Origin of the sequence: [Bacteroides] pectinophilus (assembly GCA_025146925.1) — a bacterium.
Lineage (GTDB): Bacteria > Bacillota > Clostridia > Lachnospirales > Lachnospiraceae > Bacteroides_F > Bacteroides_F pectinophilus.
This window is the reverse complement of the sequence record CP102260.1, coordinates 571,262-592,394: the sequence shown is the minus strand read 5'-3', so window position 1 is coordinate 592,394 and position 21,133 is coordinate 571,262. Positions and strand designations below refer to the sequence as shown.

Annotated in this window: 21 protein-coding genes; 5 read left to right on the top strand and 16 right to left on the bottom strand. The window is 41.7% G+C overall.

The genetic code is table 11. The features are described from left to right. Window positions 1–62: 62 nt before the first annotated feature. Window positions 63–818: an ABC transporter ATP-binding protein gene (locus NQ488_02750; protein ID UWN96248.1), complete on the bottom strand. Its 756-nt coding sequence runs from the start codon at window positions 816–818 to the stop codon at window positions 63–65. Between the two features lie 2 nt (window positions 819–820). After that, window positions 821–1,870 (bottom strand): iron ABC transporter permease, encoded by a 1,050-nt coding sequence (locus NQ488_02745; protein ID UWN96247.1) that lies wholly within the window; start codon window positions 1,868–1,870, stop codon window positions 821–823. Window positions 1,871–2,073: 203 nt separating this feature from the next. Between NQ488_02745 and NQ488_02740 the strand changes: the two genes are divergently transcribed. Next, window positions 2,074–2,775, top strand: coding sequence for a LytTR family DNA-binding domain-containing protein (locus NQ488_02740; GenBank protein ID UWN96246.1), 702 nt, complete (start codon window positions 2,074–2,076; stop codon window positions 2,773–2,775). Further along, entirely contained in the window at window positions 2,735–3,916 is a 1,182-nt protein-coding gene (locus NQ488_02735) for a GHKL domain-containing protein (protein ID UWN96245.1), read from the top strand. The genes NQ488_02740 and NQ488_02735 overlap by 41 nt, the downstream gene beginning before the upstream one ends. 4 nt (window positions 3,917–3,920) lie before the next feature. Here the strand turns inward: NQ488_02735 and NQ488_02730 are convergent, their stop codons facing one another. Next, the gene (locus tag NQ488_02730) at window positions 3,921–6,209 is read right to left on the bottom strand and encodes an EAL domain-containing protein (GenBank protein UWN96244.1); all 2,289 of its coding nucleotides are present in this window, start codon (window positions 6,207–6,209) and stop codon (window positions 3,921–3,923) included. Window positions 6,210–6,469: 260 nt separating this feature from the next. On the opposite strand from NQ488_02730, the gene NQ488_02725 reads away from it, so the two are divergent. Continuing rightward, window positions 6,470–7,456: a D-isomer specific 2-hydroxyacid dehydrogenase family protein gene (locus tag NQ488_02725; protein ID UWN96243.1), complete on the top strand. Its 987-nt coding sequence runs from the start codon at window positions 6,470–6,472 to the stop codon at window positions 7,454–7,456. Window positions 7,457–7,468: 12 nt separating this feature from the next. Here the strand turns inward: NQ488_02725 and NQ488_02720 are convergent, their stop codons facing one another. From NQ488_02720 to NQ488_02705, 4 genes are all read right to left on the bottom strand, one after another. After that, window positions 7,469–8,575 carry a helix-turn-helix domain-containing protein gene (locus tag NQ488_02720; protein UWN96242.1) on the bottom strand — a complete coding sequence of 369 codons (1,107 nt, stop codon included), beginning with the start codon at window positions 8,573–8,575 and terminating at the stop codon, window positions 7,469–7,471. A 251-nt stretch (window positions 8,576–8,826) separates the two neighbouring features. Beyond that, window positions 8,827–10,008 (bottom strand): D-alanine--D-alanine ligase, encoded by a 1,182-nt coding sequence (locus NQ488_02715; GenBank protein UWN96241.1) that lies wholly within the window; start codon window positions 10,006–10,008, stop codon window positions 8,827–8,829. 18 nt (window positions 10,009–10,026) lie between these two features. Beyond that, window positions 10,027–11,607 (bottom strand): UDP-N-acetylmuramoyl-tripeptide--D-alanyl-D-alanine ligase, encoded by a 1,581-nt coding sequence (locus NQ488_02710; protein UWN96240.1) that lies wholly within the window; start codon window positions 11,605–11,607, stop codon window positions 10,027–10,029. 13 nt (window positions 11,608–11,620) lie between these two features. Beyond that, window positions 11,621–12,400 carry an alpha/beta hydrolase gene (locus tag NQ488_02705; protein UWN96239.1) on the bottom strand — a complete coding sequence of 260 codons (780 nt, stop codon included), beginning with the start codon at window positions 12,398–12,400 and terminating at the stop codon, window positions 11,621–11,623. Window positions 12,401–12,704: 304 nt separating this feature from the next. Here NQ488_02705 and NQ488_02700 point away from each other — a divergent pair, with 304 nt between their 5' ends. Continuing rightward, window positions 12,705–13,466, top strand: a complete 762-nt coding sequence (locus tag NQ488_02700; GenBank protein ID UWN96238.1) for a threonine/serine exporter family protein — start codon at window positions 12,705–12,707, stop codon at window positions 13,464–13,466. A gap of 18 nt (window positions 13,467–13,484) precedes the next feature. Beyond that, the gene (locus tag NQ488_02695) at window positions 13,485–13,940 is read left to right on the top strand and encodes a threonine/serine exporter family protein (protein UWN96237.1); all 456 of its coding nucleotides are present in this window, start codon (window positions 13,485–13,487) and stop codon (window positions 13,938–13,940) included. A gap of 7 nt (window positions 13,941–13,947) precedes the next feature. Here the strand turns inward: NQ488_02695 and cbiD are convergent, their stop codons facing one another. The 9 genes from cbiD to NQ488_02650 form a co-directional block, all read right to left on the bottom strand. Continuing rightward, window positions 13,948–15,087: a cobalt-precorrin-5B (C(1))-methyltransferase CbiD gene (gene cbiD, locus NQ488_02690; protein ID UWN96236.1), complete on the bottom strand. Its 1,140-nt coding sequence runs from the start codon at window positions 15,085–15,087 to the stop codon at window positions 13,948–13,950. A 125-nt stretch (window positions 15,088–15,212) separates the two neighbouring features. Further along, entirely contained in the window at window positions 15,213–15,902 is a 690-nt protein-coding gene (locus NQ488_02685; GenBank protein UWN96235.1) for an L-2-amino-thiazoline-4-carboxylic acid hydrolase, read from the bottom strand. Window positions 15,903–15,931: 29 nt separating this feature from the next. Beyond that, window positions 15,932–16,525: a sugar O-acetyltransferase gene (locus NQ488_02680; protein UWN96234.1), complete on the bottom strand. Its 594-nt coding sequence runs from the start codon at window positions 16,523–16,525 to the stop codon at window positions 15,932–15,934. After that, complete coding sequence (locus NQ488_02675; protein ID UWN96233.1) at window positions 16,522–17,130, bottom strand: 2-dehydropantoate 2-reductase; 609 nt, start codon at window positions 17,128–17,130, stop codon at window positions 16,522–16,524. Before NQ488_02675 ends, NQ488_02680 begins: the two co-directional genes overlap by 4 nt. Window positions 17,131–17,138: 8 nt before the next feature. Further along, window positions 17,139–17,777, bottom strand: a complete 639-nt coding sequence (locus NQ488_02670; protein ID UWN96232.1) for a precorrin-8X methylmutase — start codon at window positions 17,775–17,777, stop codon at window positions 17,139–17,141. Window positions 17,778–17,798: 21 nt separating this feature from the next. Beyond that, entirely contained in the window at window positions 17,799–18,773 is a 975-nt protein-coding gene (gene bsh, locus NQ488_02665) for a choloylglycine hydrolase (protein UWN96231.1), read from the bottom strand. A 12-nt stretch (window positions 18,774–18,785) separates the two neighbouring features. After that, window positions 18,786–19,325, bottom strand: coding sequence for a DUF2726 domain-containing protein (locus NQ488_02660; protein UWN96230.1), 540 nt, complete (start codon window positions 19,323–19,325; stop codon window positions 18,786–18,788). Next, entirely contained in the window at window positions 19,309–19,578 is a 270-nt protein-coding gene (locus tag NQ488_02655) for a hypothetical protein (GenBank protein ID UWN96229.1), read from the bottom strand. Before NQ488_02655 ends, NQ488_02660 begins: the two co-directional genes overlap by 17 nt. A gap of 160 nt (window positions 19,579–19,738) precedes the next feature. Then, window positions 19,739–21,046 (bottom strand): ATP-binding protein, encoded by a 1,308-nt coding sequence (locus tag NQ488_02650; GenBank protein ID UWN96228.1) that lies wholly within the window; start codon window positions 21,044–21,046, stop codon window positions 19,739–19,741. Window positions 21,047–21,133 lie beyond the last annotated feature (87 nt).

Genomic DNA, 21,133 nt, shown 5'->3' with positions numbered 1-21,133 from the left:
TATCATGCAGCCATGAATGGCTTTTTGACCTATTGCCACTGTACTATTGAAGATATACTGTATCAGGTATACTGTATCAGTATATGGTTATTGCCCTGATTGAGGACCTCGCAGTCCACATCATATATTTCTTTCATATTCTCTTTTGTGATTGCCTGCTCAGGCGTTCCCTGATGCCGTATCCTGCCATCCCTGACAAGATATATATAATCTGAGAATCTGCATGCAAGCTGGATATCATGAAGCACTGCGAGCACATTTATATTAAGCTCCTTAACGATTCTTAATATTTCAAGCTGATACTTTATATCAAGATGGTTGGTCGGTTCATCAAGCAAAAGAAGCGTTGGCTGCTGTGTTATTGCCCTCGCAAGCACCACTCTCTGTTTCTCACCTCCGGACAGCGACAGATATGACCTGTCCTTTTTGTCATACATACCAACCTTTCTTAGTGCATCATATGCTATCTCATAATCCTGCGCCTTCTCCTGCTCCATCATCTTAAGATGCGGCGTTCTTCCGAGCATCACCACATCAAGCACAGAACAGTCAAAGTTAAGATTGTTAAACTGTGCAACAACCGCCATCTGCTGTGCGCTCTGCCTTATGCTTATGTCCTTCTGCGGCCTGCCGTCAAGATATACGGTCCCCGTCTCCGGCTTTACAATCCTGTAAACGGTCTTGAGCAGCGTTGTCTTACCGCACCCGTTAGGTCCGAGAATCGTATGGAACTCATTATTGCTTACTCCCATTGTGATTCCTTTAAGTATTCTATTACCCGCTATGCTGTATTCAATATCCTCACATCTAAGTTCCATGTCTATTCCCTGCCATAATCTTTTTTTGTAACTATGTAAATGAAGAACGGCGCACCTACAAGTGCCGTGAATATCCCGATAGGCATCTCAGCATTTTTGACAAGTATTCTTGCAAGCACATCAGCCCATGTAAGGAATATTGCTCCCGTAAGTATCACAACCGGCATAAGTCTCTTGTGGTTGGTTCCTGCAAATGCCCTTGAAATATGCGGTATTATCAGTCCGACAAAACCGATTATCCCGCAGTTTGCAACAAGCACGCCTGTAACTACCGCGATAAGCGCCATATATACTTTCCTGTAAAAGCTCAGATTAATTCCCAGCGTTACCGCTGTCTCATCTCCAAGCATCATCGTGTTAAGCACACGGTATTGCGTGAGAAAAAACAGTGTCACCGCAATGACAACCACCGCCGGCAGTCCTATATTCTTCCAGCCCGCATTGGCAAGCGAACCCATTGTCCAGAACTTTATTGTCATTATGCTGTCAGCATTGGCTCCGACCGATATTATAAAATTGGAAAATGCAGTAAACAGCGCATTCACAACCGTACCCGCAAGTATAAGCCTTGTTGTCGTCATGCTACCGTGTCTTCCTGCTATTCCAAGCACCATAACCGTTGCAATTACGGCACCAATGAAGGCTCCTCCTGATACAATTGTTCCAAGCCCCATAACGATTAAGAGTGTTGCACCGAAGGTTGCACCGGAAGAGACACCAAGTATATACGGCTCCGATATCGGATTATTAACCGTTGCCTGCATCACACATCCGCATATTGCAAGACCTGCTCCGCTTATTATTCCAAGAAGTACTCTGGGAAATCTCATATTCCAGACAATTGCTATCGTTGCTTTGCCTGCATTTGCATACAGTCCATTCTTTCCGGTAAGCCTGCCGATAATAATTCTGTATGTATCTCCAATGCTTATATTCACAGGTCCAAGCGAAACCGCTATCAGGATAGTTGCAACTAACCCAGCTATAAGAAAAAAAAGCATCGTACAGTAAAATGCTTGAGATTTTGTAATTGCTTTAGTTTTTTTATTCACTTCATTCTCCCGTCTTGCAGTATAGTTTGTTGTTGATTACTTTTATTAGTCTTGCCTAACCGTATAAAATTAAAACACACTGTCATGAGTTTGTCAAGACAGGCATGTTTCACAAAACAAATAACTTTAATATGACACATTTTATTGTATAATTATTGCAAATACCATTACATTTTGGGATTTGAAAGGAATAAGGGACTTTTATGCGTTTTGCAATTGTTGATGATATTCCTGCAATGCAGCAGGAACTTAAAGAGATTATATACGATTACTGCCGCAGCACTGATACCATTGCCGATATCTGCTGCTTTGACAGTGGCGAAGCTTTTATTGCTGCATTTGTTCCTTACAGCTATGATATAGTTTTTATGGATATATATATGATCGGAATGAACGGTACGGATACTGCTTCCTTAATGAGACGCTCTGACAACCGTGTCATTCTGATCTTTCTTACATCAAGTCCTGACCATATGAAAGATGCATTCAATGTACACGCCTCCCACTACATTGAAAAGCCTATATCCAGAGAGCGTATGTATTGCTGTCTGGACGATGCGTTCAGGCTGATTCCGCATAATGAAGCATATATAAATTTTACGTCAGACAATGTAACTGTACGCCTTGATTACAAAGATATAATATTCATAAAGGCAGACCGTCATTATACGATTATATGTGACTGCTGCAATAATATTTATCAGCCATATATCTACTTTACCGCGCTTACAAAACCTCTTATGTCAGATGAACGTTTTTTGCAGTTAAGCCGCGGCATTCTCTGCAACATGGACTACATAACAGGTTTTTCAAAGGACTGCTGTAACCTCTCCAATAATACATTTCTTCCAATAACCATACGCAATGCCAAAAAGCTGGACAGTCCTGCTGGAAAGCGACCCTAATTACATAATGCTTCCGGTAATTGTAGTTCTGTTCTTTTTGTATGATTATACGCTTTGTACATCGCCGGCACAAAGCCTTGCCATATTTCTTTTGTCCGCCGCGCTTATGTCATTTCCGGCTGACTTTTCACTTGCAATCGATGCGTTAGTCCACCACGATGATACACTGTACTCAAGCTGCATTATTGCAACAGGCTCGCAGTTTCTGCTCAGTGTTATCTGTCTGCTTATAGCAGGATGGTTTGTATACAAATACATAGGGCGTCTTATGGACATTATCTCCAATCCCATGACATGGGCTGCTATAATTCCCATTCCGGTTATATTCACGCTGATTAACATAGAAATACGTCCTCATTATTATGCAACTCTCTACACCAACAGAATATTTGAAGTTTACATTTTCATACTGATTATTTTTCTGATACTGCTGACTATATTCTATGCCAGTTTCTATGTTATTGCCATGGATATGTTCCGTAATTCCCAGGAGCGTGAACGCATGCGTCTTCTGGAGATGCAGCAGCTGCAATATCTCAAGCAGCAGAAATATATTAACGAAAGTTCGCGGATGCGCCATGATTTCCGGCAGTCCATTGCCGTAATCAGGAACCTTGTGCAGACAGCCAATTATGATGCACTCAGCGATTATATTAAAGACTATACAGATAATATTCCACACAACGATACTACGGCATACTGCAGCAATGTCTGTGTAAATGCACTCCTGAATTACTATTCAGATATTATGTCCAATAACAATATTGCGCTCAACTGGCGGATTGAGCTTCCCGGTAATCTTTCAATATCAGATACTGAGCTGTGCGGTATGCTTGGTAATCTTCTTGAAAATGTATCCGATGCATGCAGCAATGTCGCTGACAGTCCACGCTACCACAACATGTCCGTCAGCATAATGCACGGAGATGAGCTATACATCGTATCAACCAACAATTTTGACGGCAATACTGAATTTTATGATGGGATATACCATTCAACAAAAGCGGATACATTGTCCTCTTCCGGCCAGTGCGGCATTGGTCTGGCGTCTATCATTGCTACTGCACAAAAATATGGCGGCACTGCAAGATTCCGCAATACCGCCAATGAATTTTTCATTGATATAATGTTCAAAATATGATTATTTATATGAGATATCTGTCTTCAAATTCTTTTATCTGCACAGGCTTTGAGAAGAAATATCCCTGGAACATATTGCAGCCCATATCCTTAAGCATATTGACCTGTGATTCCTTCTCAACGCCTTCTGTTATTACTTCCATTCCAAGCTTTCCCGCAAGGCTGACTATGCTCTCAAGGATATCCCTGCCTTTGAGCTCATTCTCCGAAGCACGCAAAAATCCCATGTCAATCTTGAGGACATCCGCACTTATATCCTTAAGCATGTTAAGTGACGAATAACCGCTTCCAAAATCATCAATCTCAATCTTGAAGCCATAATTCTGGAGGCGCCTTATTATCTCCATGTTCTTCTTAAAATCTGCCATAAGCGCCGTTTCTGTTATCTCCAGCTTAAGCTTGTCCGGATTAATATTATATTTGTCTACAAGCCCTGTAAATGTCTCATATACATCAATAAGATAAAAATCCTTGGTAGAGATATTAACTGATATGTGATACCGGTCATGGCCTTCTCTCTTCCACTCTCCAAGCTTCTCAGCTGCCTTCTCCCACATATATCTGTCGAGCTTATATATAAGTCCTGCTTTTTCAAGAACATCTATAAATACTGCCGGTGAAAGAAGACCTCTCTCAGGATGCTGCCATCTTACAAGTGCTTCAGCACCATATGCCATGCCCTTGCAGTCAACCTGAGGCTGAAGGAACATAACAAACTCATTATTGTCAATTGCCTTCTCAAACTCTCCGATTATGCGCCTTTCTTCTATAGAACGCTCAAGAAGCTCATTATTGTAATATGCAAAATACTTCTGATAGCTGTTCTTGATTGTCTCACTTGCAATATTAGCCTTATCGCACATAATGCTTACAGGCTCGTCTGTATCATCAATCTCATAAATTCCTGCGAATATATGCAGCCTGAATAAACTGCTTTTGAATTCTTCCTGCATAAGATTTATACATGATATTATATGCTCTTCTATCTTGTGATCAGACGGAACAAGCATTGCAAATCTGTCATTCTGCATCCTTGCGCACAAATCCCCGTTATGCTGATACTCCTTCATAAGCTCGCTCTGTCTTATAAGCACCTTGTTGCCTTTTTCAATTCCAAACAGCTCATTAATGAACTTAAAATCACGTATATTGCTGCATATAATGCTATACTTCCGATCCGGATTATTGCGCAGAATCTTCCGGGTCTCTTCGTAGAACTGTTCCCTGTTGAGCAGTCCCGTCAGACTGTCATGTGATGCTTTATACTTTTCTCTCTCAAGCTTTGCAATCACCTCAGATATATCATTCACGATAAAATAATCACATATGTGATTGTTCTTCTCATCGTTAATTCTCTTGTACTCTATCTCGTAGAACTTGGAGCCTGCCGCATTAGTAACCGGAATATCATACTTCATGTAATCCCTGCGTGTATCCCGGTGTTTTTCAAGCCACTCCCTGTATTCAGCTTCAAAATCTTCATGTGACTTGCTGCCATGTAATCCGTCCGATGTATACATCATATCCGCAACATCATTGCTGTATATACATCTGCCGCGGTTATCAAAGCACACAATTCCATCGTTCATATCTTTAATTATCAGCGAAAGCATATTCTCGATAACTTCATTAGGTACATACTTGAATGTAAGATAATATATAAGTATTGCCATAAAGCTAAATACCGGAGTTGACAAATCATATATTGAATTGTTCCCGATTGTCACTATATCAAGTGTAAATGATACCGCAAGAACCAGCAGTATCATCTCATACCTGAATCTGTAGAATCTTGATGATTTAATTATCATCATAAGATACGCCAGCATTATTACAATAATGCCAATGTATATATATATAAAATGTGCCTTGTATACCAGGCTCGCCTGACCAATCACTACATTGACAGAATCCGCTGATATATTATCAATATAAAACACTTTATGTGTCCACGCATTGGAAATCATCATAACCGTATCAAATGCCGAATACACATACATTAATATCTTGACAGGACGTACGCCCCTGAACAATCCTGTGTAATGCTGTGAATAATACATAAGTGCTATAATAATCCAGTCAAATATTGCATATGTAAGTCCCGCACATAATGTCTTTGCCATGTTGCCCGGCACAAATATATATGCCGCAAATACTATTCCACATATAAATGAACTCAGTTCATATGCAAATGTTGCCCTGGCAAGTATCCCTTTTCTTCTGAATGCCTGCACCGAACATATCCCCAGAAGAATAATCTCTGCCATGACCAATATTCCATAAGCTATCTTCATATATATCTCCCAAGCCATAAATCTGTTACATATTACCTACAGGCTATGCTTTAATTATTACTTTTTACTTATTTATTTTAAATCCCTTATACTTATTTGTAAATATTAAGAATTTACAAATAATGCCACTTATAGTGGAATTTTTTGCAAATATTGCATATTTTTCTTTTCAGTGCTATTATTAGCCGATATGAATATGAACATAATAATATCAGGAGAGAGCATATGCGCAGAATGCGGCGCAGGAATGGAGACCGGCTATGAAAATATTTTTTTATGCACTAAGGAGCTACGATGAGCTTATTTTTGTGAGAAAATTCCACGAACAGTATTCTTTTGATTACGATTATACAGAAGAATATCCTTCGCTTGAGAATGCACATCTTGCAGACGGCTGCGAAGCAATATCAATAATAACCAACACAATGTACCCTGAACTTCTTGATGAATTCTACAGACACGGTGTCAGATACATCTCAACAAGAAGCATCGGCTATGAACATATGGATCTTGAATATATGCACAGGCTTGGTATGCGTGGCGCGCATGTAACTTACTCACCTAACAGCGTTGCCAATTATACGATAATGCTTATGCTTATGGCATGCCGCAATATACCATTTATAATGCGTCACGCAGAAGAACAGAATTTTACACTGAAAGGCAAGATGGGAAAAGAGTTATCCACATCTACAGTAGGCGTAATCGGAACAGGTAAGATCGGAGAAACCGTAATACGCCATCTTGCCGGATTCGGATGCAGGATTCTTGCTTATGACCCATATCCTAAGAAGTCTCTTGATGGTATTGCAGAATATGCTGATCTTGACAGAATATATGCTGAATCTGACATCATAACACTTCATGCCCCGGGTGCTGCCGGGAATCATCATATGCTTGATTCCTCAGCATTTGGCAAAATGAAAGACGGCGTTATCATCGTTAACGCCGCCCGTGGTTCACTTATTGATACTGCAGCACTTATAAGCGCCATAGAAAGCGGAAAAGTCGGTTTTGCCGCTCTTGATACATTTGAGAATGAGACAGGCCTTTATTATCTCGACCATGAATACGCCATAATGGATAACCATGACCGTGCAATCCTTAACTCATTCCCTAATGTAATACTTTCACCTCATATGGCATTCTATACAGAACAGGCTGTATCGGACATGGTCGGTAACTCAATCCTCGGACTTCTTGCATTTGAGAAGGAGGATAATAATCCTTTTGAGGTAACCCGCTGATACACTGCTCTATTATTCGTTTTTATTAACAATATAGGCCGCAACTGCATGATAGGCCGGGAATAATACGCCTGCTACCGGCCATATTATCCAGCTTCTGTCCCATCTGTTGGTTACAAAGCTTATACACAGATATATTGCTGTTGCAACAAGCCAGTATACGGTTGTGGATGTTGATGTCTTTCTGTCAATCCTTTTAGCACTTCTTGTATAATCACCTTCTTCAAGCAGCTGATTGACAGCAGACATCTGCATTCCGCCTTTTACGAAGAAAAATACACCGACTGCCACAATTACAAGAAGCATACAGACTGAGCATATTATCATAAAATCATCTTCCTCATTCACGGCAATCACCATAAACATCGGTATTACCGAGCATATACAAAGCACCGTTCCGACAATCATATCCCTTACATATCCATCGTGAATCTTGCTCTTATAATCTTTTACCATTCCGGTAACGCCATATTCGGTCTCAATCTCTTCACTTTTTATGAACTCATACTGTTCAAGTTTCATTCCGTTCATAATAAAGATTCCGACCGCAGACGCTACAAGCAAAATCAATACACACACTCCCACTCCGGCAGCCATATTTTCACTTATTCCGCCAATCTGCATATCATTTGCAGATGCAAGTATCATAAGAACAACAGGAGATATTATGCACATCATTACTCCAAGACCTATAGCCGGTGCGGTCTGCCTTGTAAGACTAAGGTAATTGTTGGCGTCCTCCATACTTACTTTACGCCTTACAGCCTCTCTGTTTTTCTCTGCTTCAGTACCTTCCGTCCTGTCTGTTGTTCCGGCTCCCTGCTCTTCTTTGCTTCCCGTGCTTCCGGCTGACGGGACTTTATCCCCCAGTATTACTTCATCAGCTTTGTACCCCGTATACTCCGAATACTGCTCTTCTTCGATATCATCCTTAATAAGATAGTCTGTTGTTACACCGAATATCTCACTGAGCTTTAATATCTTATCCAGATCAGGGACAGACTGCGCTCCCTCATATTTGGAAACAGACTGGCGGCTCACTCCGAGTCTCTCAGCCAGTTCTTCCTGCGACCACCCGTTTTTCTTACGCAGGTTTATAATCTTATCTGCCAATATCATAATAATCCTCCATTACACAGGCACTATGTGCCGGGATATTTTTCAGTTAGTATGCATCTATCTGTTACAAATACAATATCATTTTTTCCGGTTACATGCCATATACCAGCACTTACAATTTGTCAACCGGTGGTTGCACATGCGTAAAAAGCGGCTGTTGCGCCCATAATTAACACCGGGCTAACAGCCGCTCATTACAATTCATATATCATTGTGTATTACTGCATATCTTATATTAATATGCCGGTTGCTTACATCTTGCTTCCCTTAGAACCACCGAAGCTTGCCTGATTAAGTATATTAGTATCAAATGTAAATGTAAGACTTTCCTCTGTACGTTCTCTCTTAAGAGCAAGCTGTATCATACGGTCAAGCAGCTCCTTGTATGGAACTCCCACAGGCTCCCACAGGTAGAATGCAAGTGAACCCGGTATTGTATTAATCTCATTAAAATACAGCTTATCTGTATCAGCATCGATCATAAAGTCGATTCTTGATACACCATTGCAGCCGAGGGCCTTGAATGACCTAACCGCAAGCTCTCTTACCTCTTCTCTCTTTTCAGGTGTAAGCTCAGCAGGAATCCTGCGGGATACGCTTGCCATGCCCTTAGAACCGCTTCCCTTGGCATTGCTTACATATTTGTCCTCGTAGCTTAAGATATCCTTTGTGTGAAGAGGTTCCTCACACTCAGATGCAATTGCATCATTCTCATCACCGAGAACTGAACAGTTAATCTCTCTTAAGTTCGTAATTGCATGCTCAACGAGAACCTTTGTTGCATATCTGAACGCATCATCAACAGAATTGGCAAGTTCAACACGGCTCTTGGCTACACTGATACCTACACTTGAGCCGAGGTTGACCGGCTTGACTATTACAGGATAGCCGAATACATTTTCAATGTCATTCATCATGCTTTCCATATCAGCATAATCCGACAGTGTGTACAGGCGTGCATCGAGGACAGGTACATTGCTTTCCTTAAGAACAAGCTTTGTTATGTATTTGTCCATGCCGATTGCCGAAGCAGTAACGTCACAGCCTACAAACGGAATTCCCATCGTCTTAAGATATCCCTGGAAGCCTCCGTCTTCAACATTTGTTCCGTGAACTACAGGGAATGCCACATCAATTCCAACTTCAACATTCTTACCAAGCTTCTTCACAGGATACTGTACAAGCTTTACCCTGCCGTCCTCATTGATCATTATGACACGCTGCGACTTCTTAAGAAGCTCATCAATATTCTTATATGACTCAATATCACCTATTGAATCACCGATATACATCTCGTTATTCTTAGTCATATAGACCGGTATAACATCATACTTGTCAGTATCCATGCTCATATATGCCTGAATTCCCGATATTACAGAGACCTCATGCTCAACGCTCTTGCCGCCAAACATCATTGCTACTCTTGTCTTCATTATTACATCCTCCATATATTAATAATTGTCAGGAAGGTCATTCTCAAGCAGGATGTACCTGTGTCCCTGGCCTTTGATTGCATATGCATATGACAGTGCTTCTTCAAGCTTGTCGAATGACTGGCACTTCTGCGGTGTGAAGCCTTTGCTTAATACGCCTTCTTTGATTGGCTCTGTATGCTTTTTGCCGACCAGAAGTATATAATCACAACAGTCTGCCGCATAAGTACCGAATTTGTAATTGTACTCTTTTTCCTTATCACCAAGCTCTACCATCCCCGGTGTTATAAGAATTCTTATTCCGTCAAACATTGCAAGTGTCTCTACCGCTGCCTTGGAACCAACCGGGTTAGAGTTATATGCATCATCTATTATCGTTACCTGTCCGTGCTCTCTCATCTGCATTCTGTGAGGTACCGGCTGGATTCTTCTGACAGGAATCTTAAGATCTGACAGCGGTATTCCGAGTGTGTTGGCAGCTGCAATCGCACCGGCAACATTAATCACGTTATGCGCACCGATAAGACGCATCTGGAAGTTCTCTGTTGTTCCGTCCGGAGCTGTCATTGTAAATTCCGTTCCAAGCTGTGAAACTGCTATATCACTTGCACAGTATCCGTTGCCGCTTCCCTGTGCGAAATAGAATACCTTGTTTTTATAATCCTTTGCCTTATCCTGAATATATTCGTTATCCCCGTTAAGGAACAGGATTCCGTCATCAGGAAGTGCATCCGCAAGCTCAAACTTTGTATTCTTGATATTCTCCATATTGAAAAATGTCTCAAGATGCTGCGGCCCTATTGAAGTAATAATGCCATAGTCAGGATGTACAATATCACAGATCTCTTTGATATCCCCTACATGCCTTGCACCCATCTCACATATGAATATCTCATGTGTTGATCTGAGCGAACCTCTTATTGTTCTCACAACGCCCATAGGAGTGTTGAAGCTCTCAGGTGTAACAAGCACATTGTACTTCTCCTGCAGAAGTGTCTGGAGATAGAACTTAACACTCGTCTTGCCGTAGCTTCCCGTAACTCCGATAACCTTAATGCCTTCAACCGATTCAAGCTTTCTCCTGGCATCGTTAATATAATATCTGTTAATCGCAGCTTCTACCGGATGATTGATTATGTTACATACTATGTTCATAAAGAACTGTACTGACACAAGAAGCATCAGTACTCCGTCAAGAGGTCTTATCCTGTCTGTAAAGCTTCCGCCTCCCAATACCACAGTAAGTATGATTATTATAAATGTCACAAGCACATTGGTTGTAATCATGCGCTTGACTCTCGGCGTGTATACAAGCTTCTTCTTAGTTGTCATGCGCTTCATTGCCCTGTATACAATTATTATGAGAAGAAGTGACAGATACACAAGCACATCAACTGCCGTATACGGCAGTACAAGCCTTACTATTCCGAGTATTATTCCATATATCAGCACCCACTGCATCCTTATGTTCTTCTTAAGCCAGTTGACATGCTCACCATTCTTATATCCGTTAAGCTGGAACATATGCATATTATAGCGCAGCGTAAGACAGAATGCCGGGATTGCAAGCAGTATCGTTATAATAGTTCTGATTATCATTATCTACTCCATTCTACACAATCTGAAAGTAATTCTTCATTACATTTCTGAATACCGCCGGTTTCTCAAGGAATGAAAAATGTCCTGTTCCTTCAAGAACAACAAGTCCTGCGTGCGGAATCTTTTCTTCCATTATCTTAGCATCGCCAATCGGTGTTGCCGTATCCCTGTCTCCCCATATAAGCAGAGTCTCCTGCTTAATCTTCGGCATAAGCTCTCTTAGATCTTCATTAACTGCCATAACAAGGCACTTACGCATAACCGGTGTTGCATTGCGGTAATCGGCAGAGCCCTGCCTTGAATTCCAGTCATCTATTATCTCCGGAAACAGCGCATGTATAAGCTTATAATTAAGGAACTTCTTAAGGAACTTATATCTCTTTATCTTAAGCTTCTGGATTGCTGTCTTCTCAGGCACAATTCCCGCACTGTCTATCAGTACGATTCTGTCTATCTCAAATGGTATGCTGTCTCTTGAAGCCAGCTTTATTATGACTCTTCCGCCATATGAATGACCTATAAGCGTTGCTTTTGCTATACCAAGCTTCTGCATAAGCTTGCAGAAGAAATCCGCATATGCATCTACATTCCAGCCCTCCTTCGGCTCATCACTTCCGCCAAAGCCCGGGAAATCAAACTGTACAAACCTGTATCTGTTATCTCCCGCAAATATTGCTGCAACCGAATCATACACCGCAAGCTCTGTCCCCCAGCCCTGCAGCATAACAACTGTTTCCGGACCATCTCCGGTAATTCTGTAGCAGATATTATATCCATCTATTGAAATGTTCATCTCTGTCTCCATATTCTGAATCTGAACCTTACATATAATTAATATGTAAAAATTTTATGTAAAAAGCCACTCGTAATATAAAATTATAAGCGGCATTATTGATGATGTCAACCGCAAGAAAGCCTAATATTTAACACCTAATATTTAACATATGCCATATGTATATCCTATGCACAATAAAGCCGGAGATTAACTGTAATTACTTTGCAGCTATAAATAATCAATAAATTTTTTAAGCCGGAACGATTCATTGTCAATGAATGTGGTATTATATGAATAATAATAATTTCAGGAGGATTGAGTCATGCATCCAGATGCGACAAGCTATCTGCACGCATTTCTTGATATTGGCGAAGCACTTCTTTGCAGTGGTGCTGAGATTTTCCGTGTTGAAGATACTATCAACCGGATGGGATATGCGTGCGGAGCAGCACAGATGAACGTATTTGTAATAACATCCAGTATTGTCATAACTATGGAGCTTCCGGACAGCAATGCAAGGACACAGACAAGACGGATCCGCTCTGCAGGCGGTAATGATTTTGCAAAGCTTGAAAAGCTCAATGACCTCAGCCGCCGATTCTGTGCGAATCCTATGACGGTGGATGAATTACGGAACGAAATAGATATTATAAACAGAAAAAAGCCATCTGTTATCGGCCAGCTTGCCGGAAGTATACTTGCGGCATTCAGCTTTGCAATATTCTACGGAGGCAATATCACCGACGGAATCGTTGCCGCCATAGCCGCAGTCATAATCTGGGCCGCGCAGATATGGCTGCGTCCTGTATGCATGAATGGTGTGACTTTCCAGTTCGTTGTCTCATTTATTACCGGATGCTTCATTTGTGCAATGAAATTGCTATTTCCGTCATTGCATATGGATAAGATTATGATAGGCGACATAATGCTCCTTATTCCTGGACTTATGTCTACACATGCCATACGTGATATTCTGATTGGCGACACTATATCAGGCGTCATGCGCTTCATAGAAGCCATGCTTCTCGCCGCAGTTCTGGCACTTGGCTTCATAGGGGCGATATGCCTGTTCAGATATATATAGCAAACGGAGATTAATTTTATGATTAAAACACAGCTTTTTATTCAGCTTATAACGGCCGTTGCCGGTTCTATAGGATTTGGCCTGCTTTTTCATATAAGGAAGAGATACCTTGGACTTGTTGGCATTGGCGGAATGATTGGATGGCTTGCATACGTGTTCTTTGCAGGCATATGGGAAGGAGTTTTTCTTCCTTCACTTGCTGCCGGCTTTATCGTTGATATATACGCTGAGATTCTTGCAAGAGTCTGTAAGGAGACATCAACATCATTTTTTGTAACTTCAATAATTCCTCTTGTTCCGGGAAGTACTCTGTTCTATTGCATGAGCAGCATTGTTGAAGGCAACAGTCAGATGGCGCTCATGTATGGACGCGATACATTTTATTTTGCGCTCGGCATTGCTGTCGGTATGAGTGCAGCATGGTCAATATGCTATTTCGGACGTACAGTCAGAAAAAAACAGGATGCCGGCTGACATCCTGCTATATATTGTTTTTTAGCATATCTTCTGCCTGCGGGCTTTTTGCAAGCATACCATAACTGTTGGAATATATCATGCACTCAATATGCAGCCTGTCTCCGGCACGTCTTGTCAGATTCTGCATGACCTTATCGAGAACACATGCCATTGTTGCTTCAAGAAGACTATTATGCCCGTCTGAAGCATTGGAAATTATATCAAGTGCATCCTCTGTTGTAACCGCATCAAGTATATGCAATGCCGTATTACTGTCAGCCCCTGCCCTTATTGCGGCTGCCGCAAGAAGTTCCATTCTGCAGTCACCTTCTTTGGAGTGGGTATTCATAATTCCGCCTGCCACCTTAATAAGCTTGCCAATGTGACCGGTAAGAATTATCGAATCAAATCCAAGCTCTGCTGCCATATCTATCGTGTCTCCGATGTAATTACTGCATTTTACGCTTCTGTCAATATCATATCCATATGTATTCTTAAGGAAATCCTTTCCGTAATTGCCGGGTGTTACCGCAGCCGAAGTAAATCCAAGTGCACGTTTCTGCCTGAGTTCGACACGGATTGTATCAAGCAGCGCTTTTGTACTCATCGGTTCCACAATGCCACTGGTCCCGAGAATTGATATTCCGCCCTCAATCCCAAGTCTCGGATTAAATGTTTTTGCCGCAGCCTCGCGTCCCTCAGGTACGGAAATCTCAACTCTGATAACACCTTTGTAATCGCATATATCCATAACCTCGGCAACCCCGTCTGCAATCATCTGTCTCGGAACATGGTTGATTGCAGCATTCCCCACCGGCTGGTCAAGTCCCGGTCTTGTCACACGTCCCACACCGGTTCCGCCGTCAATTATTACTCTGGCATTGTCATTACTGCTATCATCACTCTGCTTTGCATAAGCTTCTGCCGTCACAGAGGCACAGACATGCACGCCCGTTGTAATATCAGGGTCATCACCGCCGTCTTTTATCACTGCACAGCTTACTGAATTCTCGTTCATCACTATATCTTCTATCTGTGCGTTGAATACTATTCCACTGGGTGTCTGTATGCTTATTGTATCTTTCCTTCTTCCTGTCAGCAGCATATAACATGCAGCCTTTGCCGCTGCTGCCGCACAGCTTCCGGTTGTAAATCCGTATCTCATACCGTTACTATTCCTGACCATATATTTATTGAAGCCATTTAATGATTTCCCGCTCTGTCTGCTCAAAGATTTTCTTTATTGACTTGAGATAATCCAACGCCGGGATAAACATTTCCAAGGGAATCTCATTTATGCCTGATGGCAGCTTTTTCACTTCCCTCATCGGGTTCTGCAAGATGTCCGGCACCCTTCTTCTTATATCCGCAGTCACAATACGGACCACCTGACGCCAGCGTGTATTCCCTGACAAAATCAGTAACACCGCCCGCCTCGCTCATTGTGTAATCAAGGCGGCACATTGCAGGTATCAGCCCTTCAAGTCCCAGCTCTTTCATAAGTGTACATATTCCACACATTGTAAATCTTGCCTCATATCCGCTTCCGTCCTCGTACTCATAAAATTCCATGTTCCATGAATATGGGTTTCTGTCGCCTGCCTTGAGCTTAGCTGTGTCTTTCATTGACTTTATATCCGATTCTGAGTATTTTTTCTTTCCGCTCATACGGCAGAACCACTGCATCATCCCAGTCATCATAGACTTCTTATAATACTCTGTAGCAGAATCAACATCAGGAAGCTTGGGCATGTTCAGGAAAAATGCAGACAGCATTGCACAATTTACTATATTCATCTTGAATCTGTCCGCTTTTTCAAACTCCGGCAGCTTCTCTATGACTGCTCTGTACTTTTTCTTTGCCTCAGCCGTTATCCTTCTGCTTTCCTGCTCATCATACTTAAGAACATCCGTAAGATTTCTTTTAAAGGATTTGCTGAATATAATCCACATTGCCATTGGCATACCTGCGTACTTCATATAATACCTCCTGATAAATTTCTAATGAATTATTCCTCAAATACCGGATATTTCTTCTTATCAGCCTCCGTTATTTTACGGATTACCTTACATGGGTTGCCGGCTGCAATCACACCATCCGGGATATCTTTATTCACAACACTTCCCGCGCCTATAATCGTATTGCTTCCTATAGTCACGCCCGGCAATACGGATACATTGGTTCCAATCCAGACATTGTCTCCTACCGTAATAGGCAGGGCGATTTCCAGTCCGCGGTTTCTCTGCTCACTGTCTATCGCATGCCCCGCTGTAGAAAACACACAATTAGGAGCAATAAATACATTGTCTCCGAAAGTTACCTTTGTGCAGTCAAGTATGGTAACATTATGATTTGTATAAAAGTTTTCGCCTATCGAAACATTAACTCCGTAATCACAATAGAACGGTGCCGTAATAACAGGTGTTCCTTTTATGTTTCCTATAATCTGTTGCAGCAGTTCCTGCTGCTTTGCGATATCTGACGGTCTGCAGTTATTAAATTCATAACACAGATCGGCACATCTCGTTCTTGCCTCTATAATTTCCTTATCATAATTGGCATCATACAGATATCCGTTCTGAGCTTTCTCCCATTCAGTCATGATTGTACCTCTTCAAGCAGCCTGTCTATCTCCTGCCAGCCACTGCATCTTACAAACCTGTCATCAGGCAGCTCTGCCTGCCTGTTCCACGGCCGGTCAAAAACCGCTACCTTACATTTGTCAAAGTGCATAACATGTTCAAAGGCAGCAGGTGAATCCTCCACCGCAAAATCAAATGTCATGCTGTAAAGCTGTTCCAGTGTCATATTGTATGTATAATCCTGTTTGAACATTTCACGTCCGTATTTGTCCACGCAATAAAGCGGAATACGCTCAAGATTGTGCTCATCAAGCCACTGCCTTGACGGTTTGTATGCATCGAAAGGTCTTCCCGTAATCACAAAGACCTCATGCCCTTCATCCACCCACTTATTAATTGTCTCTGACGCTCCCGTGGTCTCCTCATAACTTAGCAGATTGTCAGGAATATGCCCTGCCTTCATCAATTCATCATACTGCCCGTCACTTAAGTTAAATGATTTCTGAAGATTAAAAAACTGAACCTGCCGGTAAGGTACATCAATTCCGAACATTTCCCCGGCAATCTTCGTGAAATAAAGAGCTGTCTCACATATTACATCATCAAAATCTATATATATCTTCATTGTGTCTCCTAATAGTGTATACCATACACCAGCGCATTACATATCGCCGCTGCAACATTACTTCCTCCCTTACGCCCACGGTTCACGATATGCGGGACATCACTCTGTATGATAAGCTCCTTGGCTGCCTCCACATTAACAAAGCCTACAGGAACACCGATTATGAAAGCAGGCGTGAATACTCCCTCCTGCATCATCTCATGAAGACTTATGAGCGCCGTAGGTGCGTTGCCGATTGCAAATATCACCGGTCTGTGAAGGGCTGCTGCCCGCTCCATACTTACCGTTGCTCTGGTAACCCCGCGGCTTTTTGCCTCCGCCGCCACATCTTCATCCGCCATAAAGCAATGTACCTCTCCTCCATATCCGGCAAGGCGTTTCTTGTTAATTCCCGCCTTTGCCATGTTGGTATCAGTAACTATGTGTGCGCCGTTCTTTATGAGATTTCTTGCCTTTTCGACTGCATTTTCCGAATATACAAGAGTATCCGCATAATCAAAATCCGCTGTCGTGTGAATAACCCTTTTCGTCACCGGCTCCTGCACCGCATCAAGGACTATTCCACGCTGCTCAAGCTCTCTGCCTATAATCTCAAAGCTGCGCTTTTCTATCTCATCCGGTCTGACATATTCTATCTGTGTATTCATGTAAAGCTCCTTAAAATGTTATTAATTGAGATACTTTATATTCTCCCCTGTCACAAGCGGATACTTCACTATATCTGTGCCATCAAGATTCTCTTTATGCATATCGACTGCCGTTATCTGATGATTCTCATATGTTGTGTAGTAATATATGCCCTTGTCCGCATTACAGCATGATGTGTAGAGCGTTATCTCGTACTTGCCGTCTGCCACTTCACAACAGCCTCTCTGCTGGTCTACGCTGTTAAGGATATGGAAGAACTGGCTTACGCTCTCATTCTCGGATGTTCCTGACTTAGAGTTCATCTTTACAAATGCCACTCTTGCAAATCGTGATTCTGACGAAAGGTCTCCCGGAAGTCCGATAGCGCCCATACCACGGCTGTATGTGCAGAGTGAAAGCCTGTCCGAAAAATTACATTCCGGCTGCTTCGGAGAAAGCTTCATATAGTTATTGAGCTGGAACATCTGCAATGGAAACGGTGGATTGTTGGTAAGCACTCCGACAGGATTATCGTACACATGAAGTCCGTCTGCCATCGACTCAACAGTTACAGCCTCATTCTTATCTGCAATTATCCAGTGAAGCTGCGCCGAAGGAAGCTGTTCGCTGAACGGTGTACCTACAAGATTCATTCCTGCAAGCTTCTGCCTTGCCTCACTTACACTGGCACACTGTGCAAGTATCCATGGGATGAATTCATACTGTGCAACATTCCAAACGCCATCCTTTACATCCGCATACACCGCGTTGCCTACAAAGTTAAGTCCTGCCATTCCAAGACCCTTTTCATTAATTGCATCATAATAAAGCGGATACGTCCCGGCTACATGAGCCATTCCGATTATCGCATAATGATTGTCGAGTTCTCCCATATGTCTGAATGTGAATTTGTAATTACGAGGTGTTATTGTTACATCATCCCCATATGAAAATTCATAATCAAGCGTTCTTCCAAAATAAAAATCTTCTGTCTTATACGTTGCTGCTGTACACATATCTGCCTCCCATTAATATGACTTAACACTCTTAAAATACTGAATCAGTATGTCTTTTATATAATTATATCGTCTGGCATAGGAATTTTCCACTCTTATAAGTTCAAAACCATGCCTGCGGCATATCTCGTTTTTCCTGGCATCTCTCTGCATGACGATATCATTTTCCTGATGTTCTTTGCCGTCCAGCTCTATTGCAAGAATAGGAATATCCGTACCCTTATATTCCTGCTCATATACAACAAAGTCAAATCTTCCGCTGTAAAACAGGTCACTATACTCAGTATTACCATCAAATACATGTGCAATACTTACTTCATGCTGCACAATGCACCTGCGGTTGGTATTAAGGACGTTATCCAGCGCATGATTAAGCGTAGTGAGAAATGCCGTCTCCGTCTGCGTGCTGTACGGCTTGATGCCGAGTGCCCTTGACGAATTCTCTCTTGCCGTAACCTGCGACTCTCCGTTACTCTTTACATAACTGACAAGCTCGTATATATCATCCTGACCTTCGCTGTGAAGCCTCTCAAGTTCACTCGAGATGGTCAATCAGTGCGTAGTCAGTCTTATAAGGCGTTGAATCAAGCCTGTTACAGTCTGCCAGATAATTAAGTATCTTAAGATTGGCTGCGTTATCAAATATACTTTTATACTTAGCCGGATTAATGCGGATATCCTCTATGAGCTTTTCGTTTATATCAAAATAAGAGCCATCAAGCACTGATGATGACAATATTGAGTCTATATAAATCTTAAGCTCTAAGGTTGTCAGCCTTGCGAGGTGCAGTCCCTGAACCTTCATTGACCTGTCTCTTGTGTCAACGCTCTTAATCCCTATCCATTACTTTGTCACCTCATCCTGACCATTCCGGTATTCAATACTGAGCCACTTGCCCTCATGAATTGCACGGAATATATCGCGGCATACTGTATTCATGGCTGTCTCTCCTGATGTAATGGTGTCAGATAAATGCAATCATATATAGTGGCAGTGTGATTATTCCATCTTCGCTCACTCCTGTGTTGCCGTCAACAAACTTATACCCATAAGGGATATCTTTATTATTCTTTAAAAGCGCTTTTAGTGAATTAGCCCGCGTATTCCCGCTCTTTACCTCAATCGGTATAACTTTTCCGTCTTGTTGGATAATAACATCTATTTCTCTTTTAGTTGTCTCATTTTTATAAAAATATAACCGGTACCCTTTCTTAAAAAGAGCATCTGCTACTGCACATTCAAATATTCCGCCCTTTGTGCTGCCTGCCAAAGTATTTTCAACAATATGCTGTTTTAATGAAAGGTCCTTCATTGCCATAAGCAGTGATAAATCTGTTGTGTATGCCCTGAAAAAATCATCTCTGGAATAATCATCCAGATCAAATCTTACATCTGTCACAAGTCTGGATAAATGTACCATATCTGCACGAAGCAGCCACTCAATACTTGAATAATATTTTTGTGCTCTTCCGCCATGCTCGACTTCTTTATATTGAAATTTATGATTCTCTTTATCAAGCAACTGCTTTGCAACCGAAAGGTAACATTTTTCAGCTTTCACCTTCTCTTCGGCAGTTGCATAGTGTGCTATGTCATACTGATATCCCTGTAACAGACTACGCTGCAGCCTGTCAACTTCCCTGAAATCCCTTGTATCTATATACTTCTGCACCACCTCCGGCATGCCGCCTGTTGCAATATACTGCCTGTAATAATTCATCATACTTGAATTAATTGCTTGCGGTATGACCGTCTTTGAAGCCATATATCTGCGCAGATTATCTATCATATCTTCTGCAATTCCCATCCCCCAAAGGAACTCTTCAAAATCCAAGCCATACATTCTCATATAATCAACATACCCAACAGGATAAGAAGATGCACGTTTATAATCAATTCCAAGAAGTGAACCTGATGCAATAACGTCAAACCTGTTGTCTATTGCCCAGAATTTAAGTGATGTTATTGCTTCCTGACACTCCTGTATCTCATCTAAAAAAATTAAAGTTTTCCCCGGTATTATTTTCTTTTCAGGAAAACGGAAACGCATAGCCATAACCATGTTTTCTACAGTGAGATCACCGGCAAAAATATCCACCGCTGAAATCATCTGCTTAAAATTTATTTCAACCAGTTCCTCATAATTTTCTTCTGCAAACCGCTCAATTATATATGTTTTCCCTGTTTGTCTCGCTCCCTGGACAACAAGGCATTTCTTCTCCTTGGTGTCAGCCCAACTTTTTATAAATGCTGTTGCTTTTCTTTTTAACATAAAACACGTCACCTCATATCAACAAATAAAATACAGCAAACGTAATATATCAACATTTTGGAATGTTAAAATGTATTCTAAATCAAC